This window comes from Pirellulales bacterium, assembly GCA_019694455.1.
Lineage (GTDB): Bacteria > Planctomycetota > Planctomycetia > Pirellulales > JAEUIK01 > JAIBBY01.
Genome location: JAIBBY010000042.1, coordinates 1 through 22,256 on the forward strand (window position 1 = coordinate 1; position 22,256 = coordinate 22,256).

16 protein-coding genes are annotated in these 22,256 nt (G+C 60.1%); 11 read left to right on the top strand and 5 right to left on the bottom strand.

Features of this window, described 5'->3' with window-relative positions; all coding sequences use genetic code 11:
• Both K1X71_15650 and K1X71_15655 read left to right on the top strand, forming a co-directional pair.
• On the top strand, positions 1–1,031 hold a 1,031-nt coding region (locus K1X71_15650; protein MBX7074577.1), incomplete at its 5' end, for a c-type cytochrome.
• A 34-nt stretch (positions 1,032–1,065) separates the two neighbouring features.
• Complete coding sequence (locus K1X71_15655; protein MBX7074578.1) at positions 1,066–1,842, top strand: 2-phosphosulfolactate phosphatase; 777 nt, start codon at positions 1,066–1,068, stop codon at positions 1,840–1,842.
• Between the two features lie 94 nt (positions 1,843–1,936).
• Here K1X71_15655 and K1X71_15660 read toward each other — a convergent pair whose 3' ends face one another.
• On the bottom strand, positions 1,937–2,821 hold the full coding sequence (locus K1X71_15660) for a creatininase family protein (GenBank protein ID MBX7074579.1): 885 nt from the start codon (positions 2,819–2,821) through the stop codon (positions 1,937–1,939).
• A 150-nt stretch (positions 2,822–2,971) separates the two neighbouring features.
• On the opposite strand from K1X71_15660, the gene K1X71_15665 reads away from it, so the two are divergent.
• Positions 2,972–3,727, top strand: a complete 756-nt coding sequence (locus tag K1X71_15665) for a hypothetical protein (GenBank protein MBX7074580.1) — start codon at positions 2,972–2,974, stop codon at positions 3,725–3,727.
• Between the two features lie 38 nt (positions 3,728–3,765).
• Here K1X71_15665 and K1X71_15670 read toward each other — a convergent pair whose 3' ends face one another.
• Together K1X71_15670 and K1X71_15675 are read right to left on the bottom strand one after the other, a co-directional pair.
• Entirely contained in the window at positions 3,766–4,554 is a 789-nt protein-coding gene (locus K1X71_15670) for a hypothetical protein (GenBank protein ID MBX7074581.1), read from the bottom strand.
• Positions 4,555–4,557: 3 nt separating this feature from the next.
• A complete protein-coding gene (locus K1X71_15675) occupies positions 4,558–6,123 on the bottom strand; it encodes a sodium:solute symporter family protein (GenBank protein ID MBX7074582.1) in 1,566 nt (521 codons plus the stop codon).
• A gap of 341 nt (positions 6,124–6,464) precedes the next feature.
• On the opposite strand from K1X71_15675, the gene K1X71_15680 reads away from it, so the two are divergent.
• From K1X71_15680 to K1X71_15695, 4 genes are all read left to right on the top strand, one after another.
• A complete protein-coding gene (locus K1X71_15680) occupies positions 6,465–7,088 on the top strand; it encodes a response regulator (protein MBX7074583.1) in 624 nt (207 codons plus the stop codon).
• Positions 7,089–7,236: 148 nt separating this feature from the next.
• Positions 7,237–7,896: an isoprenylcysteine carboxylmethyltransferase family protein gene (locus K1X71_15685; GenBank protein ID MBX7074584.1), complete on the top strand. Its 660-nt coding sequence runs from the start codon at positions 7,237–7,239 to the stop codon at positions 7,894–7,896.
• A 206-nt stretch (positions 7,897–8,102) separates the two neighbouring features.
• Positions 8,103–11,375: a HEAT repeat domain-containing protein gene (locus tag K1X71_15690; protein MBX7074585.1), complete on the top strand. Its 3,273-nt coding sequence runs from the start codon at positions 8,103–8,105 to the stop codon at positions 11,373–11,375.
• A gap of 89 nt (positions 11,376–11,464) precedes the next feature.
• Positions 11,465–11,899 (top strand): Rrf2 family transcriptional regulator, encoded by a 435-nt coding sequence (locus tag K1X71_15695; protein ID MBX7074586.1) that lies wholly within the window; start codon positions 11,465–11,467, stop codon positions 11,897–11,899.
• A 3-nt stretch (positions 11,900–11,902) separates the two neighbouring features.
• Here K1X71_15695 and K1X71_15700 read toward each other — a convergent pair whose 3' ends face one another.
• On the bottom strand, positions 11,903–12,643 hold the full coding sequence (locus K1X71_15700; protein MBX7074587.1) for a hypothetical protein: 741 nt from the start codon (positions 12,641–12,643) through the stop codon (positions 11,903–11,905).
• 156 nt (positions 12,644–12,799) lie between these two features.
• On the opposite strand from K1X71_15700, the gene K1X71_15705 reads away from it, so the two are divergent.
• The 4 genes from K1X71_15705 (at position 12,800) to K1X71_15720 (ending at position 19,832) form a co-directional block, all read left to right on the top strand.
• On the top strand, positions 12,800–14,554 hold the full coding sequence (locus K1X71_15705; GenBank protein ID MBX7074588.1) for a glycosyltransferase family 39 protein: 1,755 nt from the start codon (positions 12,800–12,802) through the stop codon (positions 14,552–14,554).
• A gap of 21 nt (positions 14,555–14,575) precedes the next feature.
• Complete coding sequence (locus K1X71_15710; protein ID MBX7074589.1) at positions 14,576–15,946, top strand: aspartate aminotransferase family protein; 1,371 nt, start codon at positions 14,576–14,578, stop codon at positions 15,944–15,946.
• 26 nt (positions 15,947–15,972) lie between these two features.
• Positions 15,973–16,680, top strand: coding sequence for a creatininase family protein (locus K1X71_15715; protein ID MBX7074590.1), 708 nt, complete (start codon positions 15,973–15,975; stop codon positions 16,678–16,680).
• A gap of 281 nt (positions 16,681–16,961) precedes the next feature.
• On the top strand, positions 16,962–19,832 hold the full coding sequence (locus tag K1X71_15720; GenBank protein MBX7074591.1) for a hypothetical protein: 2,871 nt from the start codon (positions 16,962–16,964) through the stop codon (positions 19,830–19,832).
• Here the strand turns inward: K1X71_15720 and K1X71_15725 are convergent.
• Positions 19,807–22,227 (bottom strand): heparinase II/III-family protein, encoded by a 2,421-nt coding sequence (locus tag K1X71_15725; GenBank protein MBX7074592.1) that lies wholly within the window; start codon positions 22,225–22,227, stop codon positions 19,807–19,809. The genes K1X71_15720 and K1X71_15725 overlap by 26 nt on opposite strands.
• Positions 22,228–22,256: the final 29 nt, after the last annotated feature.

The window sequence follows — 22,256 nt, forward strand, 5'->3', positions numbered from 1 at the left end:
GCGCAAGCGCGCAGGCGCCCGGCGATCCGCGCCAAGCGCCGGCCGCGGCGCTCTTGGCGTTAGGCCGTGATCCCGTCGGCCTGCGTACCGCGCGCGACCTGTTCCGCGCGGGCGATGCCAGCCAGGCAGATCGGCTCTTGGCGTTCGACGCGCTGGCCCGCGCCTTGCCAGCGCCAGAGGCCGTGGAGCTAGCGCGCGCGCTCTGCGCCGATCGAGCACAAGCCGTCGCTCTGCGGCGCGAACTCCTGGAACGGATTGACCAGTTTGCCGATCCGTCGGCGCCCGCGGCGCTGGTCGCGCTGTACGCGCAAGTGGAACCCGAGTTGCAGCCAGTGGTGGTCGAACAATTGACCGAACGCAGCGAGAACGCGCGACAGTTGGTGCTGGCGGTGGCCACGAGGCACATTCCGGCTTCGGCGGTAAACGCCAACCAATTACTGCGGATGGTCAAGTTGGCCGATGAGCCACTGCTGGCAGAAGTCACCCGTATCTGGGGCACGGTGCGGCGCGAGCGCAGTCGAGATCGCGAGGAGTTCATCGAACTGACGCGCGACCTGCTGGAGTCGCGACCCGGCGACCCGCGGCACGGTCAGGAGGTGTTCAACAAAGTGTGTGGGCAGTGCCACAAGATTTATGGCGCCGGCCAGGAAGTGGGGCCCGACATCACGCTCAACGGTCGCAACTCTTGGGAACAACTGCTTTCCAACGTGCTCGATCCCAGCCTGGTGATTGGCCCCGATTACCAAGCGCGCACAGTGGCCACGCGCGACGGGCGCATCGTCACGGGCCTGGTCGCCGAGGACGGGCCAGACCGCGTGGTGCTCAAATTGCAAGGCGGCAAGCTCGAAGTGATTCCGCGCGACGAGATCGACGAGATGGAAACGAGTCCCTTATCGCTGATGCCAGAGGACCTGAACAAGCAACTGTCGCCCGAAGAATTGGCCGACCTGTTCGCGTTCTTGGCGCTCGACAAACCGCCCAGCGACCCCGCGGCCAAGCTGCTGCCGGGCGCTCCGCAGGTGAAGCGGTGAAGTAATTGAATGACCTGATCTCGGATAGCGTCCCATGACCAGCATCGAAGTTCATCTGCTGCCGGCGCTGGCGCCGCGCGAGCAGTTGGTCGGGCGTAGTGTCGCGGTGATCGATGTGCTCCGCGCAACCACGACCATTGCGGCGGCGCTAGACGCCGGCGCCAGCGAAGTGGTGGCGTGTTTGGAAATCGACGATGCGCGGCGCATTGCGGCCGGCAGCGACAAGTGCTTGCTGGGCGGCGAGCGCGGCGGCTTGCCGATCGAAGGTTTCGACCTGGGCAATTCGCCCTGCGAGTACACCTCCTCGCGTGTCGGCGGGGCGCGTGTCGTGTTCACCACCACCAACGGCACTGCCGCCATGCTGCATGCGCTGTCCGCCGATCTGGCGCTGCTGGCCGCGTTCACCAATCGCCGCGCCGTGGTCGAGACCTTGCGCAAGGCCGAGCGAATCGCGATTCTCTGCTCCGGCACGCGCGGCGAAATCACGCGCGAAGACACCTTGTTGGCGGGGCTGTTGGTCGATGATGTGCTGCGCGAATCCACTGGCGCAAGCGGTCCGTCGCTGAATGATCAGGCGCGGATCGCCCGCGATGCCTGGCGCGCCGTGCAATCGAGATATGAAGGGCAAGTGACAGCGGCGAATCTGGCCGGCGAACTGGCCGAGACGCAAGGCGGCCTCAATCTGCGCGCGATTGGGCTGACCGCCGACATTGCCGACGCCGCCGCGCTCGATCGCCACGCCATCGTACCGAGATTGGACCTTGAATCGGCAACCCTGTTTGAGGAGCGCGCCGTGCGAGTCCGTCTGTGACTTTAGCTCGGGACGTTAAGTTGGTGGCAACCGAGTGAGCGCGGTCAGTCTCGCCATTCAACCGATCGCGAAGATCCACCACACGGGAGACCAGCTATTTCCAATCCAATGAATGCGCTTGATTCCAAGGCATCGGCATGGTGGGTCGCTCGGCGTGATTCTCCTTGCGCTTCGGCGCCGGCACGCCCTGCCACTCGACAATGAACTCGCACAACCGCGACACCGCTTCGTCCAGCGCGCGCTTCCCTTTTTCCGGCGTGGCGAGCGCCGCCGCGCCCATGACACCCGTGTCGGTGTAGCTGGCGGTCCAACTGGTGACATCCACCGGCCCGGAGCCATACAGATCGACGTATCGAAACTTGGACTTTTCCGCGTGGAACGAGTACTGCCCGGAGCGAATGCGATCCATGCGCACGTCTTCGGGGAACAAGTGCATGTAGACGCTCGTTTCCAACTCGCAGGCGTGCGCGATGCCCCCCGGAAATTCGCTTTCGCGCCAGCTTGGTAAAAACTCGGGATCGACGGTCAGAAAGCGCCACCAGCCTGTGAAGCCGCACTGAGCGTCGGTTTCCAGGTTGCAGCGGCGGGCAACCAGATCGAGGTTCGGCATGTTCGAGCCATGTCCGTTGAGGAGCAGCATCTTCTTGAAACCGTGATAGGCCAGGCTTTTGCAAACATCCAGCGTGTGTTCAATGAAGGTCTGGTAATGGATGTTGATCGTGCCCGGAAAGTCCATCACATGCCCGGTGTAGCCATACGACAGGCAAGGGAGGACCAGCATCTTGTCGGGGATGCGTTTGCCAGCGGCCAGCGCCACGCTGGTTGCCAGGGCCATATCGACATCGAGCGGCAAGTGCGGCCCGTGCTGCTCCACGGCGCCGACCGGAATTACCGGGATTTTCCCCTCGGCGACGGCGTCGTTGATCTCCTCCCAGGTGAGCTTTTCGTAGCGATGCTCGTGACTTCGATCGCTTGACATGTGTAAGATTTCCGTGAATTTCTGAGGTATCGAAGGCTCGGATTGTACCAAGTGGTCCGCGTCGGGGCAGTTGGCGCTTGGCGACCGGCGATGTTCTAAACTAGAGGGTCGCCTCGGCTTGTAAAGTGCTCGATTACGTGGAGATCCGTCATGCGTGGTCGCTCGCCTCGAATGTTGGTCGCCTTGTTCATCGCGTTGTCGGCGATCATTTCCGCCGCGCTAGGCGATGAAACCAAGACCGAGACCGCCGCGCCGGCGGCAGTAGAACCCGATCTCGATCGCGCGGCCAAGTTGGCGGCGCGAGTCAAGGAACTCGAAGCCAAACCCGCCAGCGCGCTATCGATCAACGAGCGAGTGGAATTGTCGCAAGCGCTGCTGGAACTAGGACGCGCGCCGCAGGCGGTGCGTGTGGCCTATGCCGCCTCGCGTCAGGACCCCAATAGCGAAGCGGCCTGGATCGCGCTCGTCAAAGCGCAGAATGCGACCGGGCATCAAGTGGTCTACGCCGAGCAGAACTTTCAGTTCGCGATCAAGAAGTTTCCCGACTCGCCGGCGCTCAACGCGCTGCAAGAAGACATGTTCCAAGCCCAGTTGCGTTATGGGCAGCCGCAGGTCGCGGTGCGCCACTTGTCGTCTTGGGCCCGGTACGCTGTGGAGCAACTTGGCAAGTCGCCCGATGCGGCCAAACGTATCGTCGACAAGTCCGACGAGTTGTTCGAGCAGCTAAAGCAGAAACGCGTGCCGTCGTTCGCCATCGTCGAATTGCAAGAGAACTTGCGTAAGCTCAACGAGCGACTGTCGCCCGAGCAAGTGGAAGAGTTGAAGCCGGCGCGCGAGCTCTTGGAAGAAATCAAACAGCAGGCCATCGCTCGCGAAAACGCGGCCCGCCAGCGCCGCCGGCCGTAGCGCGGATCGGCCGCCCGCGGGAGCGTCCTCCAGAGGCGCTAGCGCGGCGGCGATTGCTTGCGCATCGAGAGCCAATAGCGCGCGCTGACTACCCAAGACGCCAACAAGTAGTACAGCGGGTAAAAGAGCGACCAACTGGTCAGCCGATGCGTTTTTTCGCCGTCGAATGGCTCCTTGCGCGCTCCCCATAAGATCAGCATCAGCAGCACTCCCCACACCGCGCCCAGCGCTAGAGAAACCTGATTCAAGCGACCGGGTTGAGTGGGATACAGATAGCGCATCGGCACGAAGGTGAGCAGCGAAAACACGATCACCGCCGCTAGCGAAACCCAATGCGGCGGATTGAGCGCATACAGGTAAAAGGCGATCAAGTTCCAATACGACGGAAAGCCCAGAAAAAAGCCATCGTCGGTCTTGGCCGATACCTGGCAAAAACCGTAAGCGGCGGCCACCAGCGGCAGCAGCAGCCATGGTTCCCAGCCACGCGGCAACAGCCCCGACTGGTAAATCAAGAACAGCGGCAAGAAGACATAGTTCAAGAAGTCGGTGATGTCGTCCAATCGCCGACCATCGAAACCGGGCAAGACTTCTTTCACGCGAACTCCGCGTGCCAAAAAGCCGTCGGTCGCGTCGATCAAAGTGGCCACCAGCATCAGCACGAAGGCGAGCACAAAGCGATCGGGGCGATCGCCGACGAGCAGCCAGGTGATGAGCCCCGCCATCACCAGGCCCATGGCCGTGTAAAGGTGCACGCCCCACGCACAGACCCAAAGAGGGCGCAACCACTGTGGTCGAAACTCGTTTTGCATGCGATCGCTGACAGACATAGGTCAGGTTTCCAAACGCCGTAATTGTCGCGGCGCGTCCCAGCTTGCCGTGATGCGCGACACCAACGGCAGCAAGATCAGGCCGCAGAGCATCGCCAGCAGCTTAAATGGCGCGAGCACGGTCGCGGTGTCACGATCATACCAGTCGGCGGCGCTGCCCGGCAGAAAGGATGCGAAGATTTCTGGGTACGGAATGATCGCCGGAATCGCCAAAACCGGCTCGCCCCCCCCGAGCCGCAGCAAAAGTGATACGGCAAACGCGACCATTGAGCCGGTGCGGTTGGCCTTGGAGTCGAACAGGGCCCACAGCAGTTGTGGAAACAGCAACACGTACACCAGATCGGCCGTGAAAAACCAAAGCTGCTGCACGCTCTCGACGCGCAAGGCGAAGATCGCGGCGAACACGCCAAGCCCAAGGATCGACAGGCGAATCATCCGCGTCATGGCGCCCACTCCGGCGTCGGGCGCGAGGAGCCGCCGATAGACGTTCCAAGACAGCATCGACCCCGCCGATAGGATCGAAGCGCTGAAGCTGGAAGTCACAGCGCCGATGATCGCGGCCAGTCCCAACAAGCCAATGCCATAAGGCACCAGGTCGCGCAGTAGCAGCGGCAAAGCCATCGAAGGCTCGCGCGCCAGCGTTTCGGCCTGGGCAGTCGGCCAGGCGTAAACGGCCGCTGTCATGCCAAGGATCAACGGCGGCGCCGTGAGCACAATCGTCAACGCGCCGGCGATGATCGAATGCCAGCGCGCCTTGGATGGAGTTTGGCAAGAGAGAACGCGCTGAAAATAGCAGTTCCAAGGGATGCCCCCCATAACCAGCATCAGCGACACCTCCCACCATTGAATGATCGCCGGGCCCGTCCAGAACTGTTGCGACGGCCGCACCGGAGGGAGCAATCGCGCGGCTTCCAGCTTCTGGCTCGAATAGCTGGCGAACAATTCGCTCAGTCCGCCCACGTGCGACAGCGCGAACGGCATCGCGGCCAACAGACCCAGCGGCACCAGCGCTAGTTGCACCACGTCGGTATAAGCCACCGACCACATGCCGCCGATCAAGGTGTACGCTGTGACTACTGCGGCGGATATCAGAATCGATGTTGTCAGGTCAAAATCTAAGATCACGCCAAACGTCGAGCCGATCGCCACCAGCAGTTCCGCGCTCCAGATCACCTCGCCAAAAAGCGCGGGCAGCAATAGCACAGCGGCCCATTGCCGACCGTAGCGCGCGTCGAATGGGTCGACCAGCGTGGTGTATTCGAGTTGCCGCATGCGTTTGGCGAAGAATAAGCCTCCTAAGATCAGGCTGATGCCAAAACAGAGTCCCCCTTGCAGGCCACGCGCCAGCCCGGTGAGCGCGCCCTCGGCGGTCCCCAACAGGTAGCCACCATCGACCCAAGTGGCGGTCATCGTCAGGGTGGCGATCCACAGCGGCATCGCTCGGCCCGCCAACAGCAGATCGGCGGCTGTGCCCGATTTGGTCTTGCGCGCCGCGATCCAGCCAATCACCAGAAAGGCCATGTACATGGCGGCGACGGCCGCGACACCAGACCAATAGATGTTATTCACGCGCGCCTCTTGTGGGACGTATCGTTGGGGGCGTGGTTCTTCACAGGCGATGAGCCAGCGGCAGCGTAGCAGAAGCGCCTGGCTGGTCGCCACTATCGTCAAAATGTCCCAGGCGGTACCTCAGCCATGCCGAGAAGTTGTTCCAACAATTGGAGCAGGGCAGACAGTCCCCCGTCTCGTCCTCTTGCCAAATGAGTTTCCCGCATCGACGCACTTGTTGGAGTTCTATACGAGTGCGGTACAATAAATGCCGTTGATTCCGGCGACAGCGACGAACGGCTGATCGCAACCTGCTTGGCCGCGCGAGCTTGGCCAAGTGGCAAATTGGGGAAAGTAGTTCCATGGCGACCTCGAATGGCAAGGCGTCACTCGAAAAGACCAATCACAAGTTGCGGATCGCGCTGGCCGATGACGACCCCACCGTTCGCGACGTCATGGGGCGGATGCTCGACCAACTTGGTCACCAGGTCGTCACACAAGCCGAGAACGGTCGACAACTCTTGGAAACTTGCCGAACCTGCCGTCCCGACCTGATCATCGCCGACATTCAGATGCCGGACATGGACGGCCTGGAAGCGGTGGAAGCGGTGTACGAGCAGATTCCCACCCCGGTGATTCTTGTTACCGGCTACACCGATCCGGAATTCATTGAGCGCGCGCAAAACAGCCATGTGCTGGCGTATCTGGTGAAGCCGATCAAGATTGCGGAACTGGAGCCTGCAATCGCTTTGGCCTCGCGGCGGTTTCAAGAGTTTCAAACCCTTCGCGAGGAGACGGCCGATCTCAAAAAGGCCTTGGCTGATCGCAAGATCATCGAGCGCGCCAAAGGCATCATGATGAAACACCTCAACATCGACGAGCAGGAGGCATTTCGGCGATTGCAGAAGATTGCTAGCAGTAAAAACCAAAAGTTAATCGACATCGCCAATACGATTCTTACCGCCGCCGAAGCCCTCAATGGCTAAAAACCGCCCGTTTGCCGAAGATGGCAATTTGACAGAAGTCGAAGTTGAGATTGACCATCCGGCGATCCGCAAGTAACGTTCGCCCGCCAGTCGGCCATTGGGCCGCTATCATCGCGCCGGCATGACGCCACGCGAAATCACTAGCCGCATGGAAGCTATGGCCACATCGCAAGTTCTCATCAGTCCGTCGTTGCACTACACCCGCAGTTGGCTCGAACGAGCGCGCGGGCTGGTGACGATTTTGATTTTGATTCCATTCGGCGCCGCCGGATTGCTATCAAGTCCGGTGTTTGCCGGCAGCCATCTGGCCCGGTTCTTGTTCGAAAGCGCTGGTTGGATCGTCTTTCTGGCAGGGGCGGGATTCCGACTTTGGGCGACTCTCTATATTGGTGGCCACAAAGGCAAGTCGCTCGTCACCGAAGGCCCGTACTCCGTTTGTCGCAATCCCCTCTATCTGGGGAATCTGCTGCTTACTCTTTCGATCGCATTCTTCATGCAAAGTCTGACCTTTGCCGCCGGACTGTTAATCGCCTCGATCGTCTTTGGTTCAGTGACCATTGGGTCTGAAGAACGCCGGCTGCGCTCGCGGTTGGGCGCCGCGTTCGATGAGTATTGCGCCCGGACGCCTCGCTTGCTGCCACGCTGGTCCGCGTATCACGGACCCGAGATCATTCCAGTCGATGCGCGCTGCCTGCGCATCGAAGCTAAGCGCGCCCTGCAATACATCTGGATTCCGCTGATTTGCCAGACCCTCGCCCATCTGCGAACCGAAGCTTGGTGGCCGCAATGGTTTTCGGTCCTGCCATAACGATTCTCGCAACTTTGCACAATTCCGCTGCTTGCCGGGCTCCAGGCGGGCAACTAAGTTAAAGCTCGCCGTAGGGGTGGGCGCCCGCGCGCCGATCTGTGGCGAACGGCTCCTATCTGATTCAGCGGATTTCTAGAGGCTTAGTTGGAATGTTTGGCGCCTTGCTCCGCGCGCGTTGGCGCGGAATTGCGTTCGTCGCTTTTCTGATGACTGGATGGCAGGCGCGACTCGCCGCCGACCCCGCCGACTCGGCGCCCCGCTATTCTCCTCGAGTGCTAGAGGCCTCTGGCGAAGCGGAACGTGCCTTGAGCGGCATTCGCGTGCCGAAAGGTTTCCGGGTCGAACTGTTCGCCGCGGAGCCGATGCTGGCCAATCCGGTCGCGTTTTGTGTGGATGAGCATGGGCGGTTTTACGTGGCCGAGACTTTTCGGCACCATGCAGGCGTCACCGACAATCGCTACCACATGAACTGGCTCGACGACGACTTGGCCTCGCGCTCAGTCGCCGACCGGGTGGCGATGTATAAGAAGTATCTGGGAGATGGGTTCGCGAGTTATCAGGTTGAGCACGAGCGCGTGCGGCTGATCGAAGATCGCGACGGCGACGGCCGGGCCGACTCAGCGACGGTGTTTGCCGACGGCTTCAACGACGCGGCCGATGGCATCGCCGCCGGTCTGTTGGCCCGCCGTGGGCAGGTATGGTTCACTTGCCTGCCAACGTTGTGGAATTTGGCCGATCAAGATGGCGACGGACGGGCCGACGTGCGAACCCCCCTGCACACCGGGTTTGGCGTGCATGTCGCGTTTCTAGGGCACGATCTGCACGGATTGAAGCTTGGCCCGGATGGCAAGTTGTACTTCAGCATCGGGGACCGCGGTTTCCATGTCGAGGCCGAAGGCAAGACCTTGGCCTATCCCGATACCGGCGCGGTGCTGCGCTGCCAACCCGATGGTTCCCAACTTGAAGTGTTTGCCACGGGATTGCGCAACCCGCAAGAATTGGCGTTCGACGAATGGGGAAACCTGTTTACGGGTGACAACAACTCTGATGGCGGCGACAAAGCCCGTTGGGTGCATGTCGTCGAAGGAGGGGACAGCGGCTGGCGCATTGGCTATCAGTACATCACACGTCCCACGTCGCGCGGCCCTTGGAACGCTGAAAAACTCTGGACGCCGGAAGGCGCCCGCGCAGCGCCGTATCTGGTGCCGCCGATCGCAAACCTTGGCGATGGGCCATCCGGGCTGACCTATTACCCTGGGACCGGGCTTAGCGCGGATTACAACGGCCACTTTTTCTTGGCCGATTTTCGCGGTACGCCTTCATTCAGCGGCGTGCGCAGTTTCCGATTGACGCCCCAAGGAGCGTCCTTCGAACTGGTCGACGCCAAGCAATTTGCCTGGTCGGTGTTGGCGACCGATGTCGATTTTGGCGTCGATGGCGCGCTATATGTGAGCGATTGGGTCGAAGGATGGGAAAAAACTGGCAAGGGACGTATCTTCCGCGTCGTGAGCGAGTCGAGGCAAACGGATCCTCAGGCTGCCGAAGTGCGCCGACTGCTCGACGAGGGGATGACCGATCGTGGGATGGAATCCCTGGTGATGTTGCTTGGTCATCCTGATATGCGAATTCGCCAAGAGGCGCAATTCGCGCTGGTTGAACGTGGAATCGAAGTCGCCGATCGCCTCGTCGATGTGGCGACTGCTGACAAGGATCGAATTGCGCGCGTTCACGCGATTTGGGGACTTGGACAGCTCTTGTCCCGCGCGGATGCGCCGAAAGTCGACTTGGCGCCCTTGCTCGCCGACGCCGACGCCGAGATCCGAGCGCAAGCGGCGAAAGTAGCCGGCGAGGCTCGGTTGCAAGGCGCTTACGAGACGCTGGTCGCGCTCCTGAAAGACGACCAGTCGCGAGTGCGTTTTTTTGCCGCGCTCAGCCTGGGCAAGTTGGCACGCGCCTCATCGGCTCCTCACTTGGTCGAACTGTTGCGCGACAATAACAATCAGGATCCACTGCTGCGACATGCCGCCGTAATGGCGCTTACGTGGACCCATGATGTGCCGGCGACACTGGCCTGGGCGGACGACGAGTCTGCGGCGGTCCGAATGGGCGTGCTCTTGGCGCTAAGGCGTTGGGAGAGTCCTGACATCGCCCGCTTTCTAGACGATGCCGATGCGACGCTGGTCCTCGAGGCCGCGCGCGCCATCAATGATGTGCCAATCGAGGCCGCCCGTCCCGAGTTGGCCAAGTTGGCGCTACGCGACGAGCTTCCAGAACATGTGCCGCTGCGAATATTGAACGCGCTTTATCGTGGCGGCAGCGCCGAAGACGCTCGCCAACTAGCGCGCTGGGCGGCAAGCGCGAATCGGTCGGAGGCGACGCGCGCCGAAGCGCTGTCGATGTTGCGCGACTGGGAGCTTCCGAACGGCAAGGATCGCGTGATGGGGCTTTGGCGCCCCTTGCCCAATCGGCCTGCCGAGGACGCGCGGGTGGCTTTGGGATCACAATTAGCAGCGCTGAACGACGGATTGTCCGACAATCTTGCAGCGGCGCTGGCCGAGGCGGCGGGCGCTCTGCGGCTCAAAGAGGCTGCGGCGCCACTGTCTGCGATCGTCATCGATGGCAATCGCTCGACCACGGCGCGCGTCGCCGCGCTCGAGGCATTGGGGCAAATCGGTGAAGCAAACTTCGAGGCGACCATCCGACTGGCGTTAGAAGATCGCGAAGGAGCGATTCGAACCGTCGCGCAGCGATGGCTGGCTCGACTGAAACCGGCGGAAGCCATTCCCTGGATCGAGAAAGCTCTGGCCGGTGACTCGCTCGAAGAACAGCAAGGGGCGTACGTAGCGCTTGGAGAAATCGAAGCCCAACAGGCAAACGATATCTTGGTGGCTTCGCTCGATCGACTGCTTGCAGGATCGTTGCCGGCGACTGTTCGGCTCGATCTGTGCATGGCAGCCGAGCGCAAGCAGGGGGATGAGCGGATTCGTGATCGGCTGGAGCGGCTGCGAGGCGCGCACAACGCTGACGATCCGATCGCTGCGTTCCGCAACTGTTTGGAAGGGGGGAGTCGAGAGCGCGGCCGGGATGTGTTTTTCGAAAAAGCGGCGGCCGCGTGCGTGCGGTGTCACAAGATCGGCACGCGCGGAGGCGATGTGGGGCCCGCCTTAGCGAAGATCGCGAAGGACCAGACTCGCGAATATCTGCTGGAGTCGATTGTGGCGCCGAATCAAAAGATCGCGAAAGGGTTTGAGACGGTAGTGCTGGCGCTCGACGACGGGCAAGTGGTGACGGGCGTGCTCAAGTCGGAAGACGATGCGCAGGTGAACATTGTCACTGCGGACGGTCAGCCGTTGGCGATTGCCAAACAGAGTATCGAAGAGCGTGGCCGCGGCGCGTCGGCCATGCCGGAGCACGCGGCCAATTTGCTGACTCCATCCGAAATTCGTGACTTGGTGGAGTATTTGTCGTCGTTGCGCTGAGTCGAAGCGTCTCGGCGCGGGAATTCTTGCGGCGGCTGCGTCGGCGCCATAGTCTATTCACAAACAATACCTGTGGAGCCGCGCCGTTTATGTTTTCCCAAACGGTTGAGTATGCGTTGCGTGCTATGGTCTGTCTGGCAAGTGAAGCGCCCGCGGCGCGCACTACGCAGCAGATTGCGGAAGTCACCAAGGTGCCTGCGGCATACCTGGCGAAGGTGATTCAGAGCCTCAATCGCGCGGGTCTTGTACATTCGCAGCGCGGAATTGGCGGCGGCGTCAGTCTGATGCGCGCGCCGAACCAAATATCGATCCTTGAGGTCGTGAACGCGGTGGACCCGATTCCACGGATTCAAAGCTGTCCGTTGGGACTCGAATCACACGGGGTGAACTTGTGCCCTTTGCACCGTCGGGTCGACAACGCAATAGCCATGGTGGAGAAGGCGTTTCAGTCGACGACGTTGGCGGAAGTTATCGCGGAGCCCACCGGCAGTGTGCCGCTATGCGAATTTCCGCGCAAGCCGTAGTTGTTACCAAACGCCTCGTATGAGGCGGTACGGCGTACGGGCCATGTATTGGCGATAGTCATCGCCGCGTGCGGCCAGGAGTTGAGCTTCCTCAACTGGAATAAAGGCAATAAAGGTCACACCAATGAGCGTGGCCCAAAAAAACTCCGCCGCGTTGGGATGGATGACTAGCGCGCAGGCTCCCGCAAGCAGAGCGGCGCGATACATGGGATGGCGAACGGCGCCGTATTGCCCTTCGGTGAACAGCGGTGTTTCTGGCCCATGAGAAAGCGTGATGGCAGACCCCGACGCGCCGATCATGGAATCGAGCGCGGCGAAAGTGAAGCCCTCGAAGAATAGCAACAGCGATAGCAAGAACCCCAGATAACCCAGGAAGCGAATCGGCTCAGGCATGTCCAGCGCGAAGCCCGGCAATGGGCGCTGCAAGATGAGAATTGCTCCCCAGGTAACTATCGTTGAAAGGATGTAGAAACGGCGCTCGCTGGGTTTGCCCGCCGGGCTTCCCCAAACGGCTGCCTTAAACCAAGCGCGAGTCATCAACAAATGCGGCACGGCAAAAAACAGGTACAACCCCAGGTTGACGACGTAGTTCCAACCGCTGGCATTCGGGTCATAACGAAATCCATACAGCAACGAGCCAAAAACGGACAATAGCGCCAGATAGGCCACAAGGCGATACGCCGATTCGTACGCAGATCGATTGGAAGAGCGAGTGTCGATCGGAGCGACGTCGATGGCGGACATAGCCAATTCCTACGAAACACAACGGGGCACATCGTAAGGCGAGGCCGGCGAGTTATATTGTGGCGCCGATCCGCAGTGTTTCGCAACGGCAAGTCGGTCGCGATCTTGAATTGTGGTGGCCCAGTGTGGGCGCCATTGTTATTCAAAGGAAACAACGTGCTTCACGCGTCGAGCGCGACGGCTGATCTCAAGGTCACATCCAGCACACTGTCTACCGACTTGCGCATCCTGCTGTTTGTCGCGCTATGCTGTTTTGCGCCATTCTTGGGCAAGGCGTTTTCGATCGACGATCCCTTGTTCCTCTGGACGGCCGAGCAGATCCGACGCGAGCCGACTGACTTCTTCGGTTTTCACGTCAATTGGTACGGTCACGAAACGCCGATGCACGTGTTGACCAAGAACCCGCCACTCGCTGCATATTACATTGCCGCGGCGATCACCTTGTTCGGCAAGAGCGAGTCCGCCTTGCACATGGCGTTCCTGCTGCCAAATGTTGGTTTGGTGTTTGGCGCCTATTTCATCGCAAGACGGATGTGCCAATTCCGGCTGGTGGCAGCGCTAGCCATGCTCTTGACGCCAGTGCTGGTGGTGTCGGCGACCAGTGTGATGTGCGACACAATGATGCTGGCGCTGTGGTGCTGGGCGATTGTTGCCTGGTTGGCCGGATTGGAGCGTCAACAGAACTGGCTATTGCTGGCCGCCGCCATATTGATGGGGCTGGCCGCGCTCACAAAATATTTTGGTGTGTGCCTGATTCCACTGTTGCTCGTCTATACGTTGGCCGTCAGGCGAAGGCCTGGGGTTTGGCTGTTGGCGTTGGCGGTACCGGTGGCGATGATCGTCGCCTACGAGTTGTACACGCGGCGCCTTTACGGCGCTGGGATGTTTTTCGAGGCACAGGACTACGCCAGCAAGACGCGCGCTGCTTTGGCCGATCGGCCTTGGAGGCAGTTTGCAGTCTTTGTCCTGTTTTTGGGAGGCTGCTATGCCACGCTACTGTGTTACCTGCCGATCGTGTTTCCCGTCTGGCAGATCGCGGTGGTAGTGCTGGCTGGCTCCTGCATGACAGGCGCGCTGTGGTTATCGGAGGGCGTTTATGGCAGTGGCCTGAGCGAGCGGATGTTTGGCTTTCCGATCGACATGGCAAGCGGGCGCTTGGTGTATTTTCCATTGCACGCCGGAGTGTTCGTCGCAGCTAGTATGCTGGTGACGTTGCTGTTGATCAACGAACTCGTGCGGCGCCGCGATGCGAATTCAATCTTGTTGTGCTTGTGGATTCTCGGCACGCTTACATTCACGGCCGACTTTAATTGGACCATCAACGGCCGCTCGTTGTTGCCTGCCGCGCCGGCAATTGGCATTTTGCTGGCGCGCCAGTTGGAATCACGCTGCTGGCCATGGCTGGCGCGCGATCGGACGCCGCTAGCCTGGTGCGCCGTGCCAGCGCTATTGTTTTCGTTGTTCATTGCCTGGGGTGACTATCGCCATGCGCAAGCCGGGCGCAACGCCGCTGAAGAATTGTATGCCCGCTACTCCGCGCTATCGGACCCGTTGTGGTTCGAAGGACATTGGGGATTTCAGTATTATCTTCAGCAACTCGGCGGCCGCCCAATCGATTTCTCCAAAGACACGTTGCATCCCGATGACCTTGTGATCGTGCCTCGACAGAACACGAATATTTTTGATTTGCCGACCAACGTCTGGGACGAAGTCGCTCGATTGAATGTTCCAGTGGCAAGCACCACCACAACTCTGCGGCACGATATGGGCGTCAGCTTTTACAACGGCGCGCGCGGCGTTCCGTTGCCGTATGTGGTTGCTCATGTGCGACCAGAGATGTATCAAATCTATCGGATGCGAGATACGGTCACGCTATCGGGAACAGCCTCAAGGCCGGACGCCGCACATTAGACAGGCAAGGAAAACTTTTCTATGGGAGCCGCCAACTGCTCCGCAGTGGAAGAAATTGTGTCTCGCTTCAAGGCGATGACGCCGACGTCTGCGCGGCTGGCGAGTACGGCCCGCGGCGTCTTTCCTGGCGGCGTGACGCACGATAGTCGCTATTTGGAACCGTATCCGATCTATGTGGAGCGCGCGGCCGGCGCCCACAAATGGGACGTGGACGGCAACGAGTATGTGGACTACACGGGAGGACATGGCGCGCTGCTATTGGGACACAATTATCCGCCCGTAGTTGAGGCGGTGCGTAAACAACTCGAGCGCGGCACGCACTTTGGCGCCAGCCATGAACTGGAATTGCGCTGGGGCGCGCTAGTTCAACAGCTTGTGCCGTCGGCGGAGCGCGTGCGGTTTACCAGTTCTGGAACGGAAGCCACGCTGCTCGCGCTGCGCATCGCCCGCGCCGCAACCGGCCGATCGAAAATTATGCGATTCTTGGGGCATTTTCATGGCTGGCACGATCATGTGGCATTTGGGTATAGCTCGAATTTCGAAGGACAACCGACGCCAGGGGTGCTGGACGAAGTGGCGCGGCAAGTTGTGCTGGCGCCCGCTGGCGACCTTGCCGAAACGGAACGGCTGCTGGACTCTCACGGCGACGTGGCGGCGGTGATCATCGAGCCGACCGGCGCCAGTTGGGGACAAGTGCCGACCACACCGGATTTCTTGGCCGCGCTGCGCAAGGCCTGCACCGCGCGCGGAGTGGTGCTCATCTTCGACGAGGTGATCTCCGGATTCCGATGCTCGCCCGGCGGCGCGCAGGCCCACTTCGGAGTCACGCCCGATTTGACCACGCTCGCCAAGATCTTGGCGGGCGGCCTGCCGGGTGGGGCCGTGGCGGGCAAACAAGAGTTACTGGATCAATTATCGTTCGGCGCGAAGCCAAAGATACCGCACCACGGCACCTTCAATGCGAATCCGCTATCGGCGGCGGCCGGCATCGCCACGCTGGAACTGATTCGATCGACGGATGCCTGTCAGCGAGCAAATGATTATGCGGCAAGGCTGCGCGCGGAGTTGCAGCGCGTGGTCGCAGAGGAAGGCGTGGGCTGGGTGGTGTATGGCACTTTCTCTGGTTTTCATATTTTTACCAACCCCGAGCGACGGTCGATCACCGTCGCGGAGATTGAGGCCGGTCTGCATGACTTCCGAGTTCTCAAGGCGCCGGCCGCAACCGGACTATTGGCCAAACTGCGCATCGGGATGATGACGCACGGTGTGGAAATCTTTTCTTGGCCAGGCGGCCCAACCAGTGCGGTGCATTCAGACGCCGATTTGGAACGAACCAGTGAGGCGTTTCGCCTTACTCTGCGAGCGTTGCGCGCGGAAAGCGCCATCGAATAGGCCGATGTACACAAAGAGAGATTGGAATGACCGAAGTGTTGCTGGGCAAATTGACGCGGCGCGAATTTCGAGAACGCATGCGCGCTGGCGAACTGCAAGCGTGCGTGATTCCGGTGGCTGCCATCGAGCAACACCTCGAACACCTGGCGATGGAGCACGACTGGCGGAGCGTTAACGAAATTGCCTTGGGCGCGGCGAGGCGATTGGCCCCGCGAGTCGTCGTGGCGCAGGGGCTCATGGCCGGTATCAGCGAGCATCATATGAAGCATCCAGGAACGCTGTCGCTGCGCCCTGGCAGCTTTTTGGCCGTGCTTTCCGATATGATCGAGAGCATGACGCGCGCCGGGTTTCGCAACATCCTGGTGCTCAATGGGCATGGCGGCAATGTGCGTCCGTGCGAAGGAGTATGGGATCAGTTCTTGCAAATCAACGAGATTAGTTTGCACTTTCTTTCGTACTGGGACATGGTCGATCGCCAGCATGCGCGCGACGTGATGAAGACCAGCGCGGTGCCGGGGCACGCGCAGGAGTTTGAAACGGCCTTCGCGTTGGCGGCTTTTGCCGAGAATGTTCGAACTGAAGTGATGGCGGACCAGCCTGACTCTTCACCGGCGCAGGCAACTGCCGAGACAGGTCGCAAATTGCTGGAGCTGTACACCACCGCTGTTGCGAGCTATCTGCTCGATATGATCGAGGGCCGCAAGACGGCTCCGATTCCGCCATTCATGCCTTAACGTCAAGCAGACTGCACCAACTGTGGTTCGTGGACCGCAGTCAACGGTGGCATTAGGCGTCGGAGGCAATTGGTCAAAATCGTTGCCGCACGCGCACGGTCTAAGTAGGATAAGGCGACCACGCCAAGCCAGTTTGTTGGCAAGATGCGCTGCCTTTAGGCAGTTCCGCCCACACTGCAATACGGAACATGATGGACAGGTATCTACAGCCAGCGCCGCGGCATTTGCGCGCGGCGCGAACGCGCACGATTGTAATGGAACCACTCGAGGATCGTCGTTTGATGTCGGCGAGCCCTTGGACCAATCCAACGCGCGCCTTGGATGTGAACAACGACGGCTTCATCACGCCGATTGACGCGCTCGTGGCGATCAATCGCATCAATGACAAGAGTCGCGGTCCAGGGCAATTGCCGACGATCCAAGCTGGTCAATCGCCGCCTTATTACTACGACACGTCGGGCGACGGATCGCTAACCGCGATTGATGTATTGCAAATTATCAATCGCTTGAATGCCGGACGTGGTGGCGCGCAAATCGCGGGGGGGCTGACAAACGACACTGCGCCATTCGGGGCGACAAACGACGATGGCATCACGTCCGATCCTAGCATGGGCGGGCAGGTGACCGTGTCGTCGGGATTGTCCGCACTGGTGAGTTTGCAAGCCCAACTCAACGACTTACCGGAAAAGCTCGATCTCAAAGGGAGTCTGGATAGCCAGGGGCGGTTCACCATCAGCCTTGCTCAGTTGAATCAGCTTGCAGGGGGCGCGCTGGAAGATGGTGAGCATGCGCTGACGATAGTGGCGCGGGATGAACTTGCCTATGCGACAACAAGGCGAGTGGAATTCACACTGGATCGCGTTGGCGAGTCGCCGGAGGCGCCTGATATGGTTGCCGAGAGCGACACTGGCGCCAGCGACAGCGACAACATCACTAAGTTGACGACGCCATCGTTCATCGTGGCGGGCGCCCCGGCGGCAGTGGTCACGTTGTTTGTCAATGGCGTTCAGGTCGCTCAAGGATCTGGCGGGACGCCGATCCCGATTCCGGCTCTGTCCGATGGTGATCATGAGATCTACGCTTCGATCATTGACGCGGCGGGTAATGTGGGAGGGCAGGGGACGCCTCTGCAGTTCCGCGTGTCGACGGTTGCGCCTCAAGTGGAGCTTGTCACTCAGCCTTATACGCCCGACCTGACGCCGCATGTGCGCGTGACGTTAGTCACGGATGCCGGTAGCGCGGCCAACGCGCCGTTTGCGATCGATGTCGACTTGAATAACGACGGCGATTATGACGACGCGGGAGAACGAAACCATACGCAAGCGCATTTGAACAATGGATTGCAAGAAATTGGGCTGGCCACTGCGCTGCCATCGGCGCATTCGGCGGGATATGTGGTGGCCATGCGCGCGCGGGTGGCTGATTTAGCAGGCAACGAGGGTACCAGCGCGGAGCAAAAAGTTTTGGTCGACCAGACCATGGTTGACACCTTGAAAAACTATGTGGCCGCAGACGACGGCGCCTATGGCTGGACCAAGCAGAGCGAATTCAACGTGCCGGGCGCCACGATCTATGTGCTGGATCTAAAGAGCCAGAAATGGCGCAACGCGGCGGATTTCACAGCCGATGAGACGCTGTGGCAGCATTGGGTGAGCGTGATTGTGCCGTCGCAGGTCACCAAGAGCACGGCGCTCTTGTTGATTGATGGCGGTGACAAGGACAAGTCGCCTCCGACCGTGGCGAACTTTAACGATTCGGACGTGCGCGCCATTGTGCAGGCGGCGGTTGCGACCAATAGCATCGCGGTGCATGTTCCGATGATTCCGCGCGAGCCCGTTTGGTTTGCCGACGATCCGACGACGGAACGTGAAGAAGACGCGATCATCGCATACACGTTCGACAAGTTCCTGAATAATCCCGATCCCAACTCGGATTGGCCATTGCTTTTGCCGATGGTGAAATCGGCCGTGAAAGCCATGGACGCGGCTCAGGAGTTCTTGCCGACGGTGGCGGGCCGCAATCTTGAAGTCGATGATTTCGTGGTGACAGGCGCCTCCAAACGCGGTTGGACCACCTGGCTGACGGCTGCGGTAGATGATCGCGTGCGGGGTATCATGCCGATGGTGTTCGACGCGCTGAACCTGGGCGCGCAGATGGAGCATCACTATGGGGTTTACAACTTCTTTTCGCAGGCCATTGCCGACTACAATGACTCACATATCTTCGATCGCATCTTGACTCCGCAGGGCCAAATGTTGGGGAAGGTCGTCGATCCGTATAGTTACTTGAACAACGGCCGCTTCGACATCCCCAAGTTGATCGTCAATTCAGCGGGGGATGAGTTTTTTGTCTCCGATTCGTCGCAGTACTACTTCGACGATCTGCCGGGCGACAACAATTATTTGTTGTATTTGCCCAACACGGGCCACGGATTGGACATAAGTGCTGGGTTGAATTCGAAAACCGCAGCAGCGCTCACGACGTTTTACGAAGCGATTCTCAACAATCGACAACTGCCGAAGTTCTCATGGAGCGTGCTCGACGACGGCACGCTGCGCGTGGAGACCGAGGATACACCGCTTACGGTCACCATGTGGCAAGCGACCAATCAATTTGAGAGGGATTTCCGCAACGCGTACACCGGCCTGCCTTGGTCAAGCAACACGTTGTTTGAGAGCGAACCTGGCGTGTACTATGCGAATGTCCCCACGCCAGCGACGGGAGCCACAGCGTACTTTGTCGAACTGACATTCCCTAGTCCATTGCGATTCCCCTATCGCTTCACGACGCAGATTGTGGTGTCGACCGATTTGCCGCTGCATCCTTGGCCATTCGACAGCGGATTCCCTTTGCCCACCGGATCCGAGGCGGGGGATGATTCGCCGGCAACATCACTGATGCTACCGGCGGGCATGCAAGCCGCGAGCCTGAGCGGTTCGATGATGCAAGATGTTGCGAAGCCAGCGTCGATCGCGCCGCTAGCCCTGGTGAAAGCAACGGAAGCAAAGATCGACGAAACCCCAATCGCCGAATTGGCGCCGGCCGCGCGACTGGCGGGAACCAGCTTCGGTTCATACCAAACTGTCGAAGCAGTCGACCTTGCTTGGCAAGATTTGGACGACTGGTTTAGCCTCGCGCGACGCCTGATTTAGTTCGGCGGCAACTGGCAAGTATCAGGGCCGCGATGCCGACCAATACCGCGCTGGCCGGTTCAGGCACCGACACGAAGGTGATGTCTAGCGCTCCAGGACCGCTCAGTTGCACGCTGGCGCTGCCAGGCTGATTGCTGAATGAGATCGCGGCGCCGTTCAATGTCGCGGTGGCGATCGCGCCGCGATTAGCGAACGCCAGTTCCGTACCCGGCGTGAACCCATCGGCCGAGATGGTTCCGAGCACGTGCATTCCATCGAACAGCAGCGAGAAGGTCGCCGCGTGGTCCAACGAGACCACTTGCTGGCCGTCGACATCCAAGCCAGTTCCATCGGAAAGCATGGCGCGGGTGAGTTCTCCACCCGACTGGCGGATGTACGCGTACCAAGCATCGGTCGAGATGCCAGCCGTTGTATGGGGCGCAGCCACCAATTGAGAAACAATGGTGTCGTGCCACCCGGCAGCGAAGTTGTCGATGCCAACAGCGAGCAGGTCGGGGGTGTTGGCCAGCGTGGTGATCGAGAGTTGCGCGGCGGCGCCCGCAGTACCGGTTTCGAGCACCGACAAGAACATGCCGTCCTCGGCAGACATAGTCGCCGTCATGCGTTTGGTTGGTTCGAAGTCGTTGAACGTGTCGTGCATCCACAAGTCGCCGGTAGTCAGCGACATGGCTTGCGTGCCGATCAAATGCTCGATGACCTGAGCGCCGTCGTGCTCCCACTTCACATCGATGGCATTGGGCTGGTTGCCGAGCACGGTGCGCGTGCCGCGACCCACCAAGTTGAAACCGTAAGCGTGCGAACTGTCGCCTTGCATTCTATCGACGACGACAAAATAGTCCTCACCCGGAAACGCCATGCTTCGTGTCACGTCGGTCGAGGCATAGTTGGCGCTGGTGGAACTAAAGTCGCTGACGCCGTGAAAGCCGCCAAGTTCCGTGGAGTCGAGGCGATTGCTGGAGGTGAATTCTTCCGGTCGCATGCGCATGCCTTGCGATTGCGGGCCGACCCCGCCATCGATCAGCACCACGTTGTGCCAAGTGGGGTCTTGCGTGGCGAGGCCGGGCGGCGAGTTTGACAGGTCGGAACGTTGGTATCCCGGCGCCACGAGCAGGTATTTTCCCTTCGCGGCGAGCAGTAGCTCCATCGTGTCGTTGTGCGAGTGAAAGGCGCTTATATAGATTGGTTCGGGCAGCGTGGGGGCATTGAGCACAAGCGGCGGCGGATCGACGCCGGGAGAGATCATCAAGTAGTCGCTGGTGGTCCCCCAGTCCTCGCGAAAGACCGAGATGTGCGATTGTCCCGGCGCAAAATAGGTAGGCGATGCCGTAGGCGCCTGCGGTGTGGCGGTCGTGAAATCGGTGAGCGCGAAAAAGCTGGAATAGGTTCCGTTGTTGTTGAGAATGTTCACCGCGTCGAACGGATATGGCTGCGGCAAGCTGTTGTGATACCAAAGCTCTTCACCAGCATCGGCCGCATTTGGCGTTTGCGTAAAGAGGTTCATCGCCACCGGTCGGTTGAGCCCGTTGGAGACATTGGGCGTGGTGCCGTCGGGCATTCGAATGCCAATCGATAAATCGAAGAGCGGTTGCAGGTTGGGATAGATATTTACGCCGGAACCTTGATCGTAGGCGCGAGCGAACAGCGCCAGATGACGCAATGTGTAGTTGAGATAATGTCCCTGGCTATCGGCGAACCAGCCGTCATCCGTAGTGCTGTAGTTAAAGTGTCCTTGTAGATCAGTCAGCCCTTGGTCGAGCATGGATTGATCGCGGAGGACCACTCCGGCCAAGGCCTTCGTGGCGCCGATCTTGCTACGCGCGTTGCTATAGGTGTTGTTGCCATACGAGAGATTGTTGGTGAGTGTGGTCAATCGCGACTCAATTGCAGTGCGCGTGGTTTGCGGCAGATCGACCAGTGAAGCGCCGCGGATCATGTCGTAAGCGGTGAGGTAAGTCGTGAGCACTTCGGGATGAGTAATGAAGTCGTTGCCGTTTTGCGCTGGAATTGCGGCGACCAGCAGCGCGGTGACAGTCTTGTTCAGGTCGGCGGTGGCGCCGGTCATTGCAAAACGTAAACCCGCGGCTTCCGCGATGCTGGAATTGGTTGCCGCCGCGGCGAACGTGGCTGGCGCCGCGCCGCTTACAGCTTGATTTGCCCGTCCGACGATGTCGGACTTCCAATACTGCTGCGTGGCATTGACCGGTGACTGCCACTCGGCTTGAAGCTTGTTGAGATCGTCGCCGAGAATCAGCGACGTGGTTGGCATACTCGGCGGCAGCACGCCGGTGGTCGAGCCGATCGAAAGTTGCGCGTATCCGCGCTGTGTGGCGACGGTGATCGTAGCCATGACAAGCACCGCGCTAATCTGGGCGCGGCGATTCTTTCCGATCCTCATGAGCGTTCCTCGCGGGAATAGCAATTGCC

Coding starts and splice junctions, on each gene's coding strand:
- K1X71_15655 (MBX7074578.1), top strand. CDS start 1,066: ATGACCAGCATCGAAGTTCATCTGCTGCCGGCGCTGGCGCCGCGCGAG.
- K1X71_15660 (MBX7074579.1), bottom strand. CDS start 2,821: ATGTCAAGCGATCGAAGTCACGAGCATCGCTACGAAAAGCTCACCTGG.
- K1X71_15665 (MBX7074580.1), top strand. CDS start 2,972: ATGCGTGGTCGCTCGCCTCGAATGTTGGTCGCCTTGTTCATCGCGTTG.
- K1X71_15670 (MBX7074581.1), bottom strand. CDS start 4,554: ATGTCTGTCAGCGATCGCATGCAAAACGAGTTTCGACCACAGTGGTTG.
- K1X71_15680 (MBX7074583.1), top strand. CDS start 6,465: ATGGCGACCTCGAATGGCAAGGCGTCACTCGAAAAGACCAATCACAAG.
- K1X71_15685 (MBX7074584.1), top strand. CDS start 7,237: ATGGAAGCTATGGCCACATCGCAAGTTCTCATCAGTCCGTCGTTGCAC.
- K1X71_15690 (MBX7074585.1), top strand. CDS start 8,103: ATGACTGGATGGCAGGCGCGACTCGCCGCCGACCCCGCCGACTCGGCG.
- K1X71_15695 (MBX7074586.1), top strand. CDS start 11,465: ATGTTTTCCCAAACGGTTGAGTATGCGTTGCGTGCTATGGTCTGTCTG.
- K1X71_15700 (MBX7074587.1), bottom strand. CDS start 12,643: ATGTCCGCCATCGACGTCGCTCCGATCGACACTCGCTCTTCCAATCGA.
- K1X71_15710 (MBX7074589.1), top strand. CDS start 14,576: ATGGGAGCCGCCAACTGCTCCGCAGTGGAAGAAATTGTGTCTCGCTTC.
- K1X71_15715 (MBX7074590.1), top strand. CDS start 15,973: ATGACCGAAGTGTTGCTGGGCAAATTGACGCGGCGCGAATTTCGAGAA.
- K1X71_15720 (MBX7074591.1), top strand. CDS start 16,962: ATGTCGGCGAGCCCTTGGACCAATCCAACGCGCGCCTTGGATGTGAAC.
- K1X71_15725 (MBX7074592.1), bottom strand. CDS start 22,227: ATGAGGATCGGAAAGAATCGCCGCGCCCAGATTAGCGCGGTGCTTGTC.